We start from the raw sequence: 15,930 nt of genomic DNA on the forward strand, positions 1-15,930 counted from the left end.
AAGAACGGCTGTGGACAACACGGAAAGGGAGGGTGCGGCTTTGTCTCACCACGCGACGGCGCTCGACGAGGGCGGCGCCATGCCAGGGGCCGCGTCCGGCGGTTCCTGGACCGATCGGCTGGACCGCGGCCTCGCCGCGACGGTGGAGGGTGCCGCCGCCCTCATCGTTCTGGCCGAGATCGCCATCCTGCTGGCCGGGGTGACGGCGCGCTACGTCTTCCACGCGCCGCTGGTGTGGTCGGACGAGCTGGCCTCCATCCTCTTCCTGTGGCTGTCCATGCTGGGCGCCGTGGTGGCGCTGCGCCGCGGCGAGCACATGCGGATGACCGGTCTGGTCAGCCGCGTCGGCCCCACGGCCCGCGCCCTGCTGGAGACGCTGGCGATCACGGCACCCATCGCCTTCCTGGCGATGATCCTGCACCCCGCCCTGGACTACGCCATGGAGGAGCAGTTCATCGTCACCCCGGCGCTGGAGATCAGCAACGCCTGGCGCGCGGCGGCCTTGCCGACCGGGCTGGGGCTGATGGCCGTGGTCGCGCTGATCCGGCTGATGCGGACGCGCAACCTCCGGCTGACCCTGGCGGCGATCGCCCTCACCGTGGCGGTCACCGTCGCCTTCTGGCTGGCCGGCCCGGTGCTGAAGCCGCTGGGGCAGGCCAACCTCGTCATCTTCTTCGTCGGCGTGGTCGCCGCCTGCGTGTTCGGCGGCGTTCCCATCGCCTTCTCCTTCGCGCTGGCCACCTTCGGCTATCTGGCGCTGACCACCTCGACCCCGCTGCTCGTCATGGTCGGGCGGCTGGATGAGGGCATGTCGCACCTGATCCTGCTGGCGGTGCCGCTGTTCGTCTTCCTCGGCCTGCTGATCGAGATGACCGGCATGGCCCGCGCCATGATCCAGTTCCTCGCCAGCCTGCTCGGCCATGTGCGTGGCGGCCTGTCCTACGTGCTGATCGGGGCGATGTATCTGGTGTCGGGCATCTCCGGCTCGAAGATCGCCGACATGGCGGCCATCGCGCCGGTGCTGTTCCCGGAGATGAAGAAGCGCGGCGCCCCTCCCGGCGACCTCGTGGCCCTGCTGTCGGCGACCGGCGCGCAGACCGAGACCATTCCGCCCTCCATCGTCCTCATCACCATCGGCTCGGTCACCGGCGTGTCCATCGCGGCGCTGTTCGCGGGCGGCCTGCTGCCGGCGGTGGTTCTGGGCGCGGCGCTCTGCGTCGTCGTCTGGTGGCGCTACCGCCACGAGGATCTGAGCCACATCCGCCGCCCGCCGGCGTCGGAGATCGCCCGTCTGGCCGTGGCTGCCCTGCCAGCCATCCTGCTGCCCTTCGTCATCCGCGCCGCGGTGGTGGAAGGTGTGGCGACGGCGACCGAGGTGTCGACCATCGGCATCGCCTACTCCACCATCATGGGTCTGCTGGTCTACCGCCAGTTCGACTGGGCGCGGCTGAAGCCGATGCTGGTCGAGACGGCGTCGCTGACCGGGGCGATCATCTTCATCGTCGGCTGCGCCACCGCCATGGCCTGGGGCCTGACGCAGTCCGGCTTCTCCCGCGCGCTGGCCCTGTGGATGGCCGACATCCCCGGCGGCGGCTACGGCTTCCTCGCCATCTCCATCGTCGCCTTCATCATCCTGGGCAGCGTGCTGGAGGGCATCCCCGCCATCGTCCTGTTCGGCCCGCTGCTGTTCCCCATCGCCCGCGACGCCGGGGTGCACGAGGTGCATTACGCGATGGTCGTGATCTTCGCCATGGGCATCGGCCTGTTCGCCCCGCCCTTCGGCGTCGGCTACTACGGCGCCTGCGCCATCAGCAAGGTCAGCCCGGACGAAGGCCTGAAGCACATCTGGGGCTACGTCGCCGCCCTTCTCGTGGGCCTGATCGTGGTCGCCGCCATTCCGTGGATTTCCACCGGCTTCCTTCCCTACTGAAGTCTTGCCGGTCCCCCCATAACGATAAAATCAGGAGTTCCTTCATGAGCCGATTCTTCGGCCAGATCCGGCAGGCTGGCTACGTCGTCGACGACATCGAGGCCGCCATGGATTACTGGAGCCGCACCCTGGGCATCGGCCCGTGGTTCTACAACGAGCGGGTTCCGATCAAGAACTACACCTACCGCGGAGAGCGGTACGAGGTTCACAACTCGGTGGCGCTCGCCAACTCCGGTCCGCTCCAGATGGAGCTGATCCAGACCCGCAACGACGCGCCGTCGATGTACCGCGACTTCCTGAAGGCGGGCCGCACCGGCCTCCAGCACGTCGCCTACTGGACCGAGAACTACGACGCCGACCTGGAGCGGCTGACCGGTCAGGGTTTCAAGCCGGTGATGAGCGGCGAGGTCGGCGAGAAGGGCCGCTTCGTCTATTTCGACACCGAGTACCACCCCGGCACGGTGATCGAGCTGTCGGAGGTCGCCGGGCCGAAGGGCAAGATGTTCGACCTGATCCGCAACGCCTCCCTCGACTGGGACGGCCGCGATCCGGTCCGGCCCTTCCCCGACCTCAGCCGGCTGTGAGCATCGCCATGCGCTCCGACCGCTTCGAGGCGACCTATCTGATCGAGACCCCGATGGACCCCGCCAAGGTGGCGGAGATCATGGCGGGGGAGCAGTCCTGCGGCACCTTCACCCGCGTCCACGGCGAGACGGACGACCTGCGCGCCCGCGCCCGCGCCGTGGTGGAGCGGGTGGAGGAGCTGGAACCCGCCGCCTCCCCCAGCCTGCCGAACACATGGCTGGAGCGGCAGAAGCGGCCCGGACCGTGGCGGCGCGCCCGCGTTACCATCAGCTTCCCCATCGGCAACGTCGGCACCAACCTGCCGACGCTGGCCGCGACGGTGGCCGGCAACCTGTTCGACCTGGGCGAGGTCACCGGCCTGCGGCTCGACTCCGTCCGCCTGCCCGCCGCGTACCGCCAGCGCTTCGACGCGCCGCGGCACGGCGTGGCCGGCACCCGGCGGCTGACCGGGGTGGAGCGCGGGGCGCTGGTCGGCTCCATCATCAAGCCGAACCTCGGCCTGTCGGCGGAGGAGACCGGCGAGCTGGTCGGCACGCTCTGCGCCGCCGGGTTGGATTTCATCAAGGACGACGAGATCTGCGCCGATCCGGTCCACGCCCCGCTGGCCCAGCGCGTGCCGGCGGTGATGGACCGGGTGCGCCGCCACCAGGACCGCACCGGCAAGCACGTCATGGTCGCGTTCAACATCAGCGACGAGACGGACGCCATGCGCCGCCACGCCGATCTGGTGGAGCGCGAGGGCGGAAGCTGCGTGATGGTCAGCCTGAACTGGTGCGGCTTCTCCGCCGTGCAGACGCTGCGCCGTCACAGCGGGCTGGTGCTGCACGGGCACCGCAACGGCTTCGGCGCCCTGTCGCGCCACCCCAGCCTGGGCATCGGCTTCGACGCCTACCAGACGCTGTGGCGGCTGGCCGGGGTGGACCACATGCACGTCCACGGCCTCCAGGGCAAGTTCGCCCAGCCCGACGCGGAGGTCATCGACGGCGCCACGTCCTGCCTCGCCCCGCTGGCCGAGGGCTGCGACGACGCGGTGATGCCGGCCTTCTCGTCCGGCCAGTGGGCGGGGACCGTTCCCGTCACCTGGGACGCGGTGGGGACGGACGATCTGCTGTTCATGTCGGGCGGCGGCATCATGGCCCACCCGGACGGCCCCGCCGCCGGCGTGACCAGCATCCGTCAGGCCTGGGCGGCGGTGCGCGAGGGCGTCACCCTGCCGGACGCCGCAGCGACCCGGCCGGAGTTGAAGCGCGCCATGGAGTTCTTCGGAGCGGGCAAGTGACGGCGGCGCACCCGCCGCCCCGGCTGGGCTGGTACGGTGACGACTTCACCGGGGCCACCGACACGCTGGCCACGCTGGCGAAGGCCGGGCAGCGGGCGCTGCTGCTGCTGGAGATCCCCGACGCGGAGCGGCTGGCCGGGCTCGGCCCACTGGACGCGCTGGGGATCGCCGGGGCGTCGCGCACCATGGACCCGGAAGCCCTGCGGGCCGAGCTGGAGCCGGTGGGGCGCTTCTTCGCCGGGCTCGGCGTGCCGGTGATGCACTACAAGTGCTGCTCGACCTTCGACAGCGCGCCGCAGGTCGGCAGCATCGGGGCGGCGGTGGCGGCCCTGCGGCCCTTCTTCCCCAACCGCTTCCTGCCGGTGGTTGGCGGCCAGCCGAACATCGGGCGCTATTGCCTGTTCAGCACGCTGTTCGCCGCGGCGGGCACGGGCGGGACGGTCCACCGCATCGACCGCCACCCGACGATGAAGGCCCACCCGGTGACGCCGATGACGGAGGCCGACCTGCGCCTTCACCTCGCCGCGCAGGGGCTGGAGGGGATGGGCGCCCTGCACTACCCGGATTACGGGCTGGTCAGCGGGGCTCTGGACGAAAAGCTGGACCGGATGGTGGCGGGCGGCGTATCCGCCGTCCTGCTGGACATCGCTCAGCCGATGGATCTGGCGCCCGTCGGGCGGCTGATCTGGGAGCGGGCGCGGCGCTCGCCCCTTCTGACCGTCGGGCCGAGCGGGGTGGTCCAGGCGCTGGGCACCCAATGGGAGCGCGACGACACGGTCGGCGACACGCCCCTGGCCCCGGCGGAGGGGCCGGTCTTCGTCCTGGCCGGCAGCCTGTCGCCGGTCACGCGCCGGCAGATCGCCGCAGCCTCCTCCTTCCACCGCATGCCGGCGGACGCGGGCGCCCTGTGCCGCGATGCCGCCTACCGCGAGCGGCTGCGGGCCGAGATCGCGGCGCTTCTTGGCCAGGGCCGCAACGTGCTGGTGTGGACCGCCCCGGCGGAGGGCGAGACGCCCGACACCGCCCAGTCCGCCGCCATCGCCGACGCCACCGCCGACTTCGTGGCCTCGGTCGCCCGCGCGGTGCCGCTGCGCCGCCTGGGCATCGCCGGGGGCGACACCTCCAGCAAGGCGGTCAAGGCGCTGGGCCTGTGGGGCCTGTCCTTCCGGACGGCGCTCAGCCCCGGCGTGACGGTCAGCCTGACCCACAGCGCCCACCCGCCCACCGATGGCGTCGAGCTGATGCTCAAGGGCGGGCAGATGGGGTCGGAGGACCTGTTCGAACGGCTGGTGCACGGAGGGTGAGCGTCCTCGCTCCCCTCCGCCCACCCGTCACCCATGGCCCCTAGGTAGTCTTACGTACGCAAAGCCCCTTAGGTACAAGACCGAACTGCACAGGGTACCCCGCAGCGCATAACTTCGGCTCATCGAGCGGTTGCCCCACGGGGACGGGCCGCTTCCACGAACGCCGAGGGGCCCGACATGCACGCTCACACCGCCATCGCCGCCCAGCCGACGCGCGTTCCGCACGGCCATCAGGCCGTCGCGATGGCGATGCCGCGTGTCGCCCCCTCCCGCCATGCCGCCGGCTTCGCCGCCAACGACGCCGACCCGCTGGCCGACATCGCCCAGTTCCGGGTGTTCGACCGCGAGCAGTCCATCTTCGCCGAGGGCGAGGCCGCCGACGCCGTCTTCCGGGTGGTCGACGGCATGATCCGCCTCTACAAGCTGCTGCCGGACGGGCGCCGTCAGATCATCGGCTTCCTCCAGGCCGGCGACATGGTCGGGCTGGCCTTCGCCGACCGCTACCTCTATTCCGCCGAGGCGATCACCGCCTCCACCGTCCAGCGCATCCCGCGCTGCCAGCTCGACGCCCTGCTGGACTCCCAGCCCGCCCTGGCGCGACGGCTACTGTCGGTCACCACCTCCGAGCTGGTGGCGGCGCAGGACCAGATGCTGCTGCTGGGCCGCAAGTCGGCGCTGGAAAAGCTGGCGAGCTTCCTGCTGGCGCTGGGCCGCCGCGCCGGTTCGGGCCGGACCATCGCCCTGCCGATGAGCCGTTGCGACATCGCCGACCATCTCGGCCTGACCACCGAGACGGTGTCCCGCGGCTTCACCAAGCTGAAGACCTCGCGCCTGATACGCATCCTCGACGGCGGCCGCGTCGAACTGCTGGACGCCGAAGCCCTGGCGGAACTCGCCGAATGCGCCTGATCCACGCCGCCTGATCGCCAGCGTTCCGATCACCCTCCGCAATCAAGGGAAATCCATTCGGCCGGCCGCAACGTACCCCTTACTCCCTTTGCGTTGCACCGTCAGGCCGAATCATGGAGTCCGTCCCCCACATCCTCGTCGCCGAGGATGAACGTCTCGAAGCCCTGGCCCTCGCCGATACGCTGGAAGGCCAGGGTCTGCGCGTCACGCTGACCCACAACGGGTTGGAGGCCATCACCGCCCTGGAAAACGGCCCGGCGTCGCTGCTGATGACCGACCTGCGGATGCCGGTGATGGATGGCAACGAGCTGATTCGCCGGACGCGGGCGCGGCGGCCCACCCTGCCGGTGATCGTCATGACCGCCGACAGCGGCGCCCTCTGGCACCCGGAGTCGGACCGGCTGCGCGTCCTGCACAAGCCCTTCAGCTTCCAGTCGGCGATCGGCGCGGTCCGCGCGATGCTCGACCAAACCGGGACGGCCGGGTAAAGCCGGGAGTCAGCCCTGCTCGTCGACGCCGTCCTTGGGTGCGGCGTTGCGGGGCGGCGGTTCGATCACCGGGCCGACCTTCACGCTGCGGGCGGACAGCGGCACGATGTCACCGATCGGCATGTAGGAGCCATCGGCCAGTTGCTGTGCCGGCTCCCATCGTCCCTCGACCTTGATCCAGCGGTAGACGCTGTTGCTGCTCATGACGTCACCAAGAAATTTGGAAAGACGAAAGGGGCGGCGTTGCCGCCGCCCCTTCATCCGATACAAGGATCGTCCTTGCGGAAGGCTTATTCGGCCTTGCCGTTGACGGCGTCCTTGAGGGCCTTGCCGGCGGAGAACTTCGGCGCCTTGGAGGCGGCGATCTTGATCTCCGCACCGGTCTGCGGGTTGCGGCCCGTGCGCTCGCCGCGCTCGGCGATCTCGAACTGGCCGAAGCCCGGCAGCTTGACCGTCTCCCCCTTGACCAGCGCGTCCTGCAGGCTCTCCAGAACCGCGTCCAGCGCCTTGCCGGCGTCGGCCTTGGTGCCGCCCAGCTTGCCGGCGATCGCGTCGATGAGATCGGCCTTCGTCATTCCCTACTCCCCTTGTTCATGGCGGAACCCCAGCATCCTCCAGGGCTCCAGGCGCTTCTGACCTACTCCGCCCGGCGTCCGCGCGCAAGCCAATCCCGTGGCGATTTTTTCCCCCGGAACGGATTAAGCCACGGCATGATCCGTATGCCGAGTGTGAAGAACCAATCCGGGACGGTGATGAAAGACGAGCTGGGACAGCATCTGGACGTTCTGCGGCGCTACGCCCTGGTCCTGATGCGCGACCCCGACCAGGCGGAGGACCTCGTCCAGGAGGCGCTCGTCAAGGCCATCGAGGGGGCGTCGTCCTTCACGGACGGGCGCGACCTGCGCAAGTGGCTGCTCGCCATCGTCCACAACACCTTCGTGGACCGCTGGCGGCGCCAGCAGGCCGAACGCCAGGCGACCGGCGAACTGATCTCGATGGCGGAGGAAGGCTCCCCGCCGGCGCAGATGAGCCACGTCCATCTCGGCCAGACCATAGCGGCCCTGATGACCCTGCCGGTCGAACAGCGGGAGGCCCTGGTGCTGGTGGCGCTCGACGGCATGTCCTACCGGGACGCCGCCGAATGCCTGGGCATCCCCGTGGGCACCCTGATGTCCCGCCTGGGCCGTGCGCGCGACGCGCTGCGGGCCAAGACGGGCGGCGGGCGCCAGCCGGCGTCAGACCAGTCCGACCGAAGCCAATCAGACCGGGTCCAGCGCCCCCCGTTGCGCGTGGTGAAATGACGATGAACGAACCGATCAGCGACATCGACCTGAACGCCTATGTGGACGGCGAGCTTGACGCGCAGCGCCGCATCGAGGTGGAAGCCTATCTGGAGGCCAATCCGGAGGAGGCCGCCCGCGTCATGCACGACATGCGGGTCCGCGACGAGATCGGCCTGTTCATGGCCGGACCCGCCGTGGAAAAGGCGGCGGCCGAGATGGTCACGCCCCAACCCGCCGCCGAACCGGCCCCACCCCGGCCCAGCCGGCGGTCGGCGCCGGCGCGCCGCTGCCGCGCCGCAAGCAGTGGGGCGCCCTGTGGCGCCGCCCGGCGGCGGAGCTGATGAACCGGGCGCGGGCGCGGGCCGCCACGGGCTCGGGCCGCGGGCGGCGCGCCGTCGCGGCGCTGTGCCTCGTCGGGCTGGGCTGGACGGCGCACAGCGCAGTGTCGTCCCTGTCGGTCAACCCGGTCGCCACGGCCCACGCGGCCACCCACTACATCACCATCGCGGCCCAGACCCACCAGCAGGCGCTGCACAGCGGGATCGACTTCAAGCCCTTCGCCGACGCCGCAAATTCTTTGGTGAACCGTCTGGCCTCCACCAATCCGGAGGTCGCGGTGCCGATCCCGCAGCTCGACATCGGGCAGGCGCCGGACGGGCTGCGCACCGTGGCCTGGGACGGCGGGGTCGCGGTGCAGGCGGCCTACCGCCACGGCGGGTCGCAGCTGATCACGCTGTTCGCCAGCGAGGTCGACCGCTTCGCCGTCACCGAACCCCAGGCCGAGCGCATCGGCAACGTCTCGGTCGCCTACTGGCAGGTCGGGACGACGGTCTACGCGCTGTGCGGCGAGCAGCCGGAAAAGGAAATCCTGGCCCACGCCCGCGACGCCCGCATGGCGTGGTTCTGAACCAAGCGCGCTGAACGACAAGCCTCTGAACGACAAGCATCCGAAGGACATGGTGAGACAATGAGCGGACCCTTCTACGGCAACCAATTCGGCAGCGCGGCGCCGGCCTACGGCGCGGCGTTCGACGAGGGCCTGCGCAAGCACATGCTGCGGGTCTACAACTTCATGATGCTCGGCCTTGGCGTGACGGGGCTGGTGGCGCTGTTCGTGGCGAGCACGCCGGCGCTGTACGTCCCGATCTTCACGACCCCGCTGAAGTGGGTGGTGATGCTGGCGCCGCTGGCCTTCATCATGGTGCTGTCCTTCCGCTTCCATGCGATGTCGGCCAGTGCGCTGCAGGGTCTGTTCTGGGCCTTCTGCGCGGTGATGGGCGTGTCGATGGCGTCGATCTTCCTGGTCTTCACCGGGGCCAGCGTGGCGCGGGTGTTCTTCATCACCGCGGCGATGTTCGCGGCGATGAGCCTGTGGGGCTACACCACCAAGGCCGACCTGTCGAAGATGGGCTCGTTCCTGATGATGGGCCTGATCGGCATCGTCATCGCCAGCCTGGTCAACATCTTCGTCGGCTCCAGCGCGCTGCAGTTCGCCATCTCGGTCATCGGCGTGGTCATCTTCACCGGCCTGACCGCCTACGACACCCAGCGCATCAAGGAGGAGTACGCCGAGGGCTACGGGCACGAGGGCAACACCAAGCTCGCCGTCATGGGCGCCCTCTCCCTCTACCTCAACTTCATCAACCTCTTCCAGATGCTCCTCCAGCTCATGGGCAACCGCGAGGAGTAAGGCGGCGCATCCATCCGGCGCCACCGCCTGCCGGAAAGGGCCGGCCGCTTCCCGCGGCCGGCCCTTTTCCTTTTTGCGGCTTGCCCGCCTTTACGGCTTGCCCGTCGCCGGCGCGGCGTCCGGCTTGGGCGGATACTCCACCGACACGATGTGCAGGGAGTTGTTCGGGAAGGAGCAGGCCGCGTCCGGCGCCGCCTGGGAGGCCGGGTCGAAGGCGTAGGGGCGGGGGGAGCGGCCCGCCCCCCCTCCCGCACCCGCCCCGGCTCCGGCGGCGGCCGTCTGCACGCCCGGCCCGGTCACCCGCGACGTCCAGGGTGCGCCGGTGAAGACGCCCGGCGTCGATTCCTCCGCCCACAGCCACAGCACGCGGGTGCCCACCGGCTGCGGCTGCGTGAAGGAGTGCAGAACCCGCTCGCAGGTCTCCCGGTCCATGTTGTGGATCGCCCGCTCGACCACCGTGTTCTCCGTCCGGGGCGTCCAACGCGACAGCAGCAGCGAGCCGAGGGCCACGCTGACCGCCACTCCGCCCAGCGAACAGGCGATCACCAGCCGGAAACTGCCGTCGTCCTTTGCCATTCCTTCCCCCCGCTGTCGATTGCCCATGCCCCCTCCGCCGACATGCCTCATCGCCCCGTTCCGTTCCGGCCCGTTCCACTCTTTCCCCGTTGTGGGAGGCCGGCCCGGAACACCGAAAAGGGGACCACGCGCGTGGTCCCCTTCCGGTCGATCCGCTGAAGCGGAGGTTACGGGCTGGCTGCCGCCGTGACCGGCCCCCTGCCCTGCTGGGCGGCGAGTTCGGCGTTGCGGGCATGGTGCTTGCGCAGCATGGGCCGCAGGACGGTGATGGCGCAGACCGCCGCGAACAGATCCATGGTGGCGCAGATGTAGAGCACGGTCGCCCAGGTGCCGGTGGCTTCCATCAGCAGATTGCCCAGCGGGACCAGGAGGGCCGCGATGCCCTTGGCGCAGTAGAGCACGCCGTAGATCTTCGCCGCATGCTTGGTGCCGAAGGTGTCCGCCGAGGTCGCGCTGAACAGGCTGTACACTTCGCCCCAGGCCAGGAACACCATGCCCGACAGGATCAGGAACATGATCGGGTCGTGGCCGAAGCGGCTGAGCATCAGGATGCCGATGCCTTCGAAGGTGAAGGCGATGAACATCGTCGCTTCACGGCCGATGTGGTCGGAGATGAAGCCGAACAGCGGACGGGAGATGCCGTTCATCACGCGGTCGAGCATCAGCGCGAAGGGCAGAGCCGCCATGGTGATGCCGAACAGGCTGATCGGGGCTTCCTTCACGCCCAGATCGTGGGCGATCACGCCGAGCTGGGCCACCGCCATCAGACCGCCGGACACGGTGCAGATGAACATGACCATCATGACCCAGAAGACCGGCGTCTGCAGCGCTTCCTTCAGCGTGTAGTCGCGGCGGGACTGCAGGACCTTGGTCGAGGCCTTCACCTGGTCCTTCTGCGGGGCGCGCAGGAAGTAGGCGGCGATGAGGATGATCGTGCCCTGCAGCAGGCCGAACCAGAAGAAGGCCGCCTGATAGCCCGAGGAATGGATCATGTTGGCGATCGGCAGGATCGTCAGGGCCGAGCCGGCGCCGTAGCCGCCCGCGGTCAGGCCGACGGCGAGGCCGCGCTTGTCCGGGAACCACTTGATGGCGCTGTTGACGCAGGTGGCGTAGACGCAGCCGACGCCGATGCCGCCGATGGCCGAACCGACATAGAGCATGCCGAGCGAGCCGGCGTAGCTGTCGATGATCCAGGAGAGGCCGGTCATCACGCCGCCGAAGGCGACGATGACGCGGGGGCCGTAGCGGTCGATGAAGTAGCCTTCGATGGGGGTCAGCCAGGTCTGGACGACGACGAAGACGGTGAAGGCGGTCTGGATCGAAGCGCGGGTCCAGCCATGGGTGGCCTGGATTTCCGGCACGAAGAGCGTCCAGGCATACTGGATGTTGGCCGCGGCCACCATGCAGACGATGCCGACGACGATCTGCATCCAGCGCGCGCCTTCGGAAACGGGCGCCTGCGAGCCGCCAGGCGGTGCAGCGATGGACTGACTCATTACTCTTCCTCCCCAATGCGGTGATCGAACACTCAACTCAGCCGGGCGGGGCCGATGGTTGTTGTCGCATTGCCTTTCTTCGGGGCTTGCGTGCCCTTCATGTCTTGGCGGGAGCACCACCGCCACCGTTGGGAGAGGCTTGGTGTTCCGCATTTCGTACTTGGTATACCACACAATCAGCGGAACACAACATCCGTTTCAGGAATCACAGCACAAATAATCCCCTCATTCGCAACTATCGTTGAAGGTATGCCCTACGAAAAGTAAGCAACCCCCAGCCGAACTTTCGTACTATGACTTTGAAGAAACAAAAAAAAGGCCGCGCCAAAGCAGGCGCGGCCTCTGAATGAGTTCGCTTCACTTACGATCACAACAGTGGAGAAGCCGTTACACCAAGAACGGCTGTTCCAATCTTACAGAACTTCAGATCATCAGCAACCTCATAGTCGATCTAATCTGTATGTTCCGTGCGAATCGGAAATAAACAATCCGGAAAGCCAAATCACACCAAGGCCGTCCGACCTCCTTATCCCCTCATCACTCAGTTTACGATCCCACAGCCCGCTTAATCCCGGGGGCCCTCAAAAAAAGTTCGTGAGCCGAATTATCCGCCCTCAACGCCACCGCCGGGCCGTGGCTGCGGCGCACCGGGGCGGCGTCCATCGCACGCCCGGCCGCATGGAACAGAAGCGACGCTCAACCTGTTGTTGGGATGTCCGACCGCCTCCCCGGCTGTCGGCAACGCCACCGCCCGCCAAAAACGGGAGCCGCCATGAGCCGCCGCCCTTCTCCGGACCCGTCACCGGATCCGGTCCGCTTCCCATCCAGCGCCACCGCCAACCCGCCCCTGCCCGATCCCGGCGCCAAGCGGCGGGAGATCGCCATGTTCCTGATACTGGCGGTGGTGATCTGGCCGATCCTGTCGGTCGCCGTCGTGGGGGGCTACGGCTTCCTGGTCTGGATGTCGCAAATCATCATGGGTCCGCCCGGTCCGCCCCCGGTCTGAGGGGTACGGCGCCATGGCCGATGACCCGGTCGACTTGGGGCGACGAGGTTTTCTTCGCGGACGGCGGCGCGCCGAACCGGCAGCGCTGCGCCCGCCCTGGTCCCGTACGGAGCGCTTCACCGACCTGTGCACGCGCTGCGGCGCCTGCGCCGACGCCTGCCCGGAGAAGATCATCCGCCGGGGCGACGGCGGCTTTCCCGAGGTCGACTTCCGGCAAGGGGAATGCAGCTTCTGCGCGGCCTGTGCCGATTCCTGCCCCGAACCGGTCTTCGACCGTACCAGCCGCCCCTGGACCCTGACGGCGCGGATCGCCCCGTCCTGCCTCGCCATGAACCGCGTCGTCTGCCGAAGCTGCCGCGACGCCTGCCCGGAATCGGCCATCCGCTTCGCCCTGGCGCCCGGCGGCGTGGCGGTCCCCGTGGTCGAGGACGACGCCTGCTCCGGCTGCGGCGCCTGCCTGGCCGCCTGCCCCGCCGACGCCGTCATGTTGCAACCCGGACCGGAGATCGCCCATGCACCCAGCGCATCCAGCGCATCCTGACGCCCCGGACCGTCCGGCCGAAGCGCCGACGGAATGGCACATCGCTTCCATCCTCGTGCATCTGCGCCCCGAGCGCAGCCCCGACGTGAGGGCCGCCGTCGCCGCGCTGGGCGACGCCGAGGTCCATGCGGAGGAGCGGGGCCGGATGGTGGTCACCGTGGAAGGCCCTCACGAGGGCCGCATCGCCGACCGCATGACCGCGATCCATCTGATGCCCGGCGTGATGTCGGCGGTCATGGTCTTCCACCACGCCGAGCCGATGGCGGCCCGGGCCGCGGAGGAGGTCGCTGGGGCGCGGAACTGACGCGTCCAGAGTTCACATTCGTCAAGAAAAAGGGGAGGAACCCATGCTTGACCGGCGGGATTTCATCAAGGCGCAGGCGGTCGCGGCCGCCGCGACGGCGGGGGGCATCAGCCTGCCCGCCATGGCCCAGCAATCCATGGTGGCGGGCGAAGACGCTCAGCTCACCTGGTCGAAGGCGCCCTGCCGCTTCTGCGGCACCGGATGCAGCGTCATGGTCGCCACCAAGGACAACCGCGTCGTCGCCACCCACGGCGACATGCAGGCGGAGGTCAACCGCGGCCTGAACTGCGTGAAGGGCTATTTCCTGTCCAAGATCATGTACGGGCAGGACCGGCTGACCCAGCCGCTGCTGCGCATGCGCGACGGCAAGTACCACAAGGACGGGGAATTCCGCCCGGTCTCCTGGGACGAGGCCTTCGACGAGATGGCCCGCCAATGGAAGCGGGTGCTGAAGGAGAAGGGTCCGGACGCCGTCGGCATGTTCGGGTCCGGCCAATGGACGATCTGGGAGGGCTACGCCGCGTCCAAGCTGATGCGCGCCGGCTTCCGGACCAACAACCTGGACCCCAACGCCCGCCACTGCATGGCGTCGGCCGCCGTGGCCTTCATCCGCACCTTCGGCATGGACGAGCCGATGGGCTGCTACGACGATTTCGAGCACGCCGACGCCTTCGTCCTCTGGGGCTCCAACATGGCGGAGATGCATCCCATCCTGTGGACGCGCATCACCGACCGGCGGCTCGCCCACAGCCACGTGAAGGTGGCGGTCCTCTCGACCTTCGAGCATCGCAGCTTCGAGCTGGCCGACATCCCGATGATCTTCGAGCCGGGAACCGATCTGGCCATCCTGAACTTCATCGCCAACCACATCATCCAGACCGGGCGGGTGAACAAGGAGTTCGTCGAGAAGCATTGCAGCTTCCGCCTGGGACAGAAGGACATCGGCTACGGCCTGCGCCCCGAAAGCGTGCTGGAGGTGCGCGCGGCCAACGCCAAGGACCCGACCGATTCCAAGCCCATGAGCTTCGACGAGTTCGCCACCTTCGTCAGCGACTACACGCTGGATAAGGTGGCGGAGCTGAGCAAGGTGCCGAAGGAGCGGCTGCTGGCGCTCGCCGAGATGTACGCCGACCCGAAGGTCAAGGTGATGTCGCTGTGGACCATGGGGTTCAACCAGCACGTCCGCGGCGTGTGGGTGAACCACATGGTCTACAACATCCATCTTCTGACCGGCAAAATCTCGGAGCCGGGGAACAGCCCCTTCTCGCTGACCGGCCAGCCCTCGGCCTGTGGAACGGCGCGCGAGGTCGGCACCTTCGCCCACCGGCTGCCCGCCGACATGCAGGTGACCAACCCCACCCACCGCTCCCACGTCGAGGATGGCTGGAAGATCCCCAAGGGCCTGCTGCCCGGCAAGATCGGCTACCACGCGGTGCTGATGGACCGGATGCTCAAGGACGGGAAGCTCAACGCCTACTGGATCATGGTCAACAACAACCTCCAGGCGGCGCCCAACACCGACCAGGAGACCTATCCCGGCTACCGCAACCCGGACAATTTCATCGTGGTGTCGGACGCCTACCCGACGGTGACCGCCGCCGCCGCCGACCTGATCCTGCCCGCGGCCATGTGGGTCGAGAAGGAGGGTGCCTACGGCAACGCCGAGCGGCGGACCCATTTCTGGCACCAGCTCGTCAACGCGCCGGGCGAGGCGCGCTCGGACCTCTGGCAGCTCATGGAATTCTCCAAGCGCTTCACCACCGACGAGGTGTGGCCGAAGGAGATCCTCGATGCCAACCCGGACTTCCGCGGCAAGACCCTGTTCGACGTGCTGTTCCGCAACGGCAACGTCGACCGTTTTCCCGTGTCGGAACTGGACCCCGCCTACGAGAACCGGGAGTCGAAGGAGTTCGGCTTCTACGTGCAGAAGGGCCTGTTCGAGGAGTACGCCGCCTTCGGGCGCGGCCACGGCCACGATCTGGCGCCCTTCGACACCTATCACGAGGTGCGCGGGCTGCGCTGGCCGGTGGTCGAGGGCAAGGAGACGAAGTGGCGCTACCGGGAGGGGCTCGACCCTTACGTCCCGAAGGGCGAGGGGGTGCGCTTCTACGGAAACCCGGACGGCAAGGCCAACCTGTTCGCCTTCCCCTACGAACCCCCGGCGGAATCCCCGGACAAGGACTTCGACCTGTGGCTGGTCACGGGCCGCGTGCTGGAGCACTGGCACTCCGGCTCCATGACCATGCGGGTGCCGGAACTCTACAAGGCCATGCCGATGGCGCTGGTCTACATGCACCCGGACGACGCGAAGGACCGGGGCCTGCGCCGCGGCTCGGAGGTCAAGGTGATGTCGCGGCGCGGCGAGATGCGCACGCGGGTCGAGACGCGCGGGCGCAACCGGCCGCCGCGCGGGGTCGTCTTCGTGCCCTGGTTCGATTCGGCGCGCCTGATCAACAAATGCACGCTCGACGCCACCGACCCGATCAGCAAGCAGACGGACTTCAAGAAGTGCGCCGTCAAGATCGTGGCCGTCTGAGGG

General features: G+C 68.6%; 18 protein-coding genes. 14 read left to right on the plus strand and 4 right to left on the minus strand.

Annotated elements, in window-relative coordinates; all coding sequences use genetic code 11:
* Positions 1-79: 79 nt before the first annotated feature.
* From ABVN73_RS23865 to ABVN73_RS23890, 6 genes are all read left to right on the plus strand, one after another.
* On the plus strand, positions 80-1,930 hold the full coding sequence (locus ABVN73_RS23865; protein WP_353861439.1) for a TRAP transporter large permease subunit: 1,851 nt from the start codon (positions 80-82) through the stop codon (positions 1,928-1,930).
* 44 nt (positions 1,931-1,974) lie between these two features.
* Positions 1,975-2,514 carry a VOC family protein gene (locus ABVN73_RS23870; RefSeq protein ID WP_035679790.1) on the plus strand — a complete coding sequence of 180 codons (540 nt, stop codon included), beginning with the start codon at positions 1,975-1,977 and terminating at the stop codon, positions 2,512-2,514.
* 8 nt (positions 2,515-2,522) lie between these two features.
* Complete coding sequence (locus tag ABVN73_RS23875) at positions 2,523-3,794, plus strand: ribulose-bisphosphate carboxylase large subunit family protein (RefSeq protein ID WP_353861070.1); 1,272 nt, start codon at positions 2,523-2,525, stop codon at positions 3,792-3,794.
* Positions 3,791-5,098 carry a four-carbon acid sugar kinase family protein gene (locus ABVN73_RS23880; protein ID WP_353861071.1) on the plus strand — a complete coding sequence of 436 codons (1,308 nt, stop codon included), beginning with the start codon at positions 3,791-3,793 and terminating at the stop codon, positions 5,096-5,098. The genes ABVN73_RS23875 and ABVN73_RS23880 overlap by 4 nt, the downstream gene beginning before the upstream one ends.
* Positions 5,099-5,275: 177 nt before the next feature.
* The gene (locus tag ABVN73_RS23885; RefSeq protein WP_353861072.1) at positions 5,276-6,007 is read left to right on the plus strand and encodes a helix-turn-helix domain-containing protein; all 732 of its coding nucleotides are present in this window, start codon (positions 5,276-5,278) and stop codon (positions 6,005-6,007) included.
* Between the two features lie 113 nt (positions 6,008-6,120).
* Positions 6,121-6,495, plus strand: a complete 375-nt coding sequence (locus tag ABVN73_RS23890) for a response regulator (protein WP_353861073.1) — start codon at positions 6,121-6,123, stop codon at positions 6,493-6,495.
* A gap of 9 nt (positions 6,496-6,504) precedes the next feature.
* Here the strand turns inward: ABVN73_RS23890 and ABVN73_RS23895 are convergent, their stop codons facing one another.
* Complete coding sequence (locus ABVN73_RS23895; protein ID WP_353861074.1) at positions 6,505-6,699, minus strand: hypothetical protein; 195 nt, start codon at positions 6,697-6,699, stop codon at positions 6,505-6,507.
* An 86-nt stretch (positions 6,700-6,785) separates the two neighbouring features.
* Entirely contained in the window at positions 6,786-7,070 is a 285-nt protein-coding gene (locus ABVN73_RS23900) for an HU family DNA-binding protein (protein ID WP_014241890.1), read from the minus strand.
* A gap of 177 nt (positions 7,071-7,247) precedes the next feature.
* Between ABVN73_RS23900 and ABVN73_RS23905 the strand changes: the two genes are divergently transcribed.
* The 4 genes from ABVN73_RS23905 to ABVN73_RS23920 are packed head-to-tail and all read left to right on the plus strand — an operon-like array spanning position 7,248 to position 9,468.
* Positions 7,248-7,796, plus strand: a complete 549-nt coding sequence (locus tag ABVN73_RS23905) for a sigma-70 family RNA polymerase sigma factor (protein ID WP_353861075.1) — start codon at positions 7,248-7,250, stop codon at positions 7,794-7,796.
* Positions 7,797-7,798: 2 nt separating this feature from the next.
* A complete protein-coding gene (locus ABVN73_RS23910; RefSeq protein ID WP_353861076.1) occupies positions 7,799-8,119 on the plus strand; it encodes a hypothetical protein in 321 nt (106 codons plus the stop codon).
* On the plus strand, positions 8,119-8,685 hold the full coding sequence (locus tag ABVN73_RS23915; RefSeq protein WP_353861077.1) for a hypothetical protein: 567 nt from the start codon (positions 8,119-8,121) through the stop codon (positions 8,683-8,685). The genes ABVN73_RS23910 and ABVN73_RS23915 overlap by 1 nt, the downstream gene beginning before the upstream one ends.
* Before the next feature lie 60 nt (positions 8,686-8,745).
* On the plus strand, positions 8,746-9,468 hold the full coding sequence (locus tag ABVN73_RS23920; protein ID WP_109469072.1) for a Bax inhibitor-1/YccA family protein: 723 nt from the start codon (positions 8,746-8,748) through the stop codon (positions 9,466-9,468).
* Positions 9,469-9,558: 90 nt separating this feature from the next.
* On the opposite strand, the gene ABVN73_RS23925 is transcribed toward ABVN73_RS23920, so the two are convergent.
* Both ABVN73_RS23925 and oxlT read right to left on the minus strand, forming a co-directional pair.
* Complete coding sequence (locus ABVN73_RS23925; RefSeq protein WP_353861078.1) at positions 9,559-10,044, minus strand: hypothetical protein; 486 nt, start codon at positions 10,042-10,044, stop codon at positions 9,559-9,561.
* Positions 10,045-10,211: 167 nt separating this feature from the next.
* Positions 10,212-11,540: an oxalate/formate MFS antiporter gene (oxlT, locus tag ABVN73_RS23930; RefSeq protein ID WP_353861079.1), complete on the minus strand. Its 1,329-nt coding sequence runs from the start codon at positions 11,538-11,540 to the stop codon at positions 10,212-10,214.
* 772 nt (positions 11,541-12,312) lie between these two features.
* Between oxlT and napE the strand changes: the two genes are divergently transcribed.
* From napE to napA, 4 genes are read left to right on the plus strand one after another with little or no spacing between them, the layout of a single operon-like run.
* Positions 12,313-12,546 (plus strand): periplasmic nitrate reductase, NapE protein, encoded by a 234-nt coding sequence (napE, locus tag ABVN73_RS23935; protein WP_353861080.1) that lies wholly within the window; start codon positions 12,313-12,315, stop codon positions 12,544-12,546.
* Between the two features lie 13 nt (positions 12,547-12,559).
* Entirely contained in the window at positions 12,560-13,087 is a 528-nt protein-coding gene (gene napF, locus ABVN73_RS23940; RefSeq protein WP_353861081.1) for a ferredoxin-type protein NapF, read from the plus strand.
* Positions 13,059-13,391, plus strand: coding sequence for a chaperone NapD (locus tag ABVN73_RS23945; protein ID WP_353861082.1), 333 nt, complete (start codon positions 13,059-13,061; stop codon positions 13,389-13,391). The genes napF and ABVN73_RS23945 overlap by 29 nt, the downstream gene beginning before the upstream one ends.
* Positions 13,392-13,434: 43 nt before the next feature.
* Positions 13,435-15,927 carry a periplasmic nitrate reductase subunit alpha gene (napA, locus tag ABVN73_RS23950; RefSeq protein ID WP_353861083.1) on the plus strand — a complete coding sequence of 831 codons (2,493 nt, stop codon included), beginning with the start codon at positions 13,435-13,437 and terminating at the stop codon, positions 15,925-15,927.
* Positions 15,928-15,930 lie beyond the last annotated feature (3 nt).

The organism is Azospirillum formosense (genome assembly GCF_040500525.1).
GTDB classification, from domain to species: Bacteria; Pseudomonadota; Alphaproteobacteria; order Azospirillales; family Azospirillaceae; genus Azospirillum; species Azospirillum formosense_A.

Excerpts from the sequence above, each read along its gene's own strand:
- ABVN73_RS23920 (WP_109469072.1), top strand. The coding sequence starts at position 8,746 with ATGAGCGGACCCTTCTACGGCAACCAATTCGGCAGCGCGGCGCCGGCC.
- ABVN73_RS23890 (WP_353861073.1), top strand. The coding sequence starts at position 6,121 with ATGGAGTCCGTCCCCCACATCCTCGTCGCCGAGGATGAACGTCTCGAA.
- ABVN73_RS23885 (WP_353861072.1), top strand. The coding sequence starts at position 5,276 with ATGCACGCTCACACCGCCATCGCCGCCCAGCCGACGCGCGTTCCGCAC.
- ABVN73_RS23875 (WP_353861070.1), top strand. The coding sequence starts at position 2,523 with ATGCGCTCCGACCGCTTCGAGGCGACCTATCTGATCGAGACCCCGATG.
- ABVN73_RS23915 (WP_353861077.1), top strand. The coding sequence starts at position 8,119 with ATGAACCGGGCGCGGGCGCGGGCCGCCACGGGCTCGGGCCGCGGGCGG.
- ABVN73_RS23895 (WP_353861074.1), bottom strand. The coding sequence starts at position 6,699 with ATGAGCAGCAACAGCGTCTACCGCTGGATCAAGGTCGAGGGACGATGG.
- napF (WP_353861081.1), top strand. The coding sequence starts at position 12,560 with ATGGCCGATGACCCGGTCGACTTGGGGCGACGAGGTTTTCTTCGCGGA.
- ABVN73_RS23910 (WP_353861076.1), top strand. The coding sequence starts at position 7,799 with ATGAACGAACCGATCAGCGACATCGACCTGAACGCCTATGTGGACGGC.
- ABVN73_RS23905 (WP_353861075.1), top strand. The coding sequence starts at position 7,248 with ATGAAAGACGAGCTGGGACAGCATCTGGACGTTCTGCGGCGCTACGCC.
- ABVN73_RS23925 (WP_353861078.1), bottom strand. The coding sequence starts at position 10,044 with ATGGCAAAGGACGACGGCAGTTTCCGGCTGGTGATCGCCTGTTCGCTG.
- ABVN73_RS23865 (WP_353861439.1), top strand. The coding sequence starts at position 80 with ATGCCAGGGGCCGCGTCCGGCGGTTCCTGGACCGATCGGCTGGACCGC.
- napE (WP_353861080.1), top strand. The coding sequence starts at position 12,313 with ATGAGCCGCCGCCCTTCTCCGGACCCGTCACCGGATCCGGTCCGCTTC.
- ABVN73_RS23945 (WP_353861082.1), top strand. The coding sequence starts at position 13,059 with ATGCACCCAGCGCATCCAGCGCATCCTGACGCCCCGGACCGTCCGGCC.
- ABVN73_RS23870 (WP_035679790.1), top strand. The coding sequence starts at position 1,975 with ATGAGCCGATTCTTCGGCCAGATCCGGCAGGCTGGCTACGTCGTCGAC.
- ABVN73_RS23900 (WP_014241890.1), bottom strand. The coding sequence starts at position 7,070 with ATGACGAAGGCCGATCTCATCGACGCGATCGCCGGCAAGCTGGGCGGC.
- oxlT (WP_353861079.1), bottom strand. The coding sequence starts at position 11,540 with ATGAGTCAGTCCATCGCTGCACCGCCTGGCGGCTCGCAGGCGCCCGTT.
- napA (WP_353861083.1), top strand. The coding sequence starts at position 13,435 with ATGCTTGACCGGCGGGATTTCATCAAGGCGCAGGCGGTCGCGGCCGCC.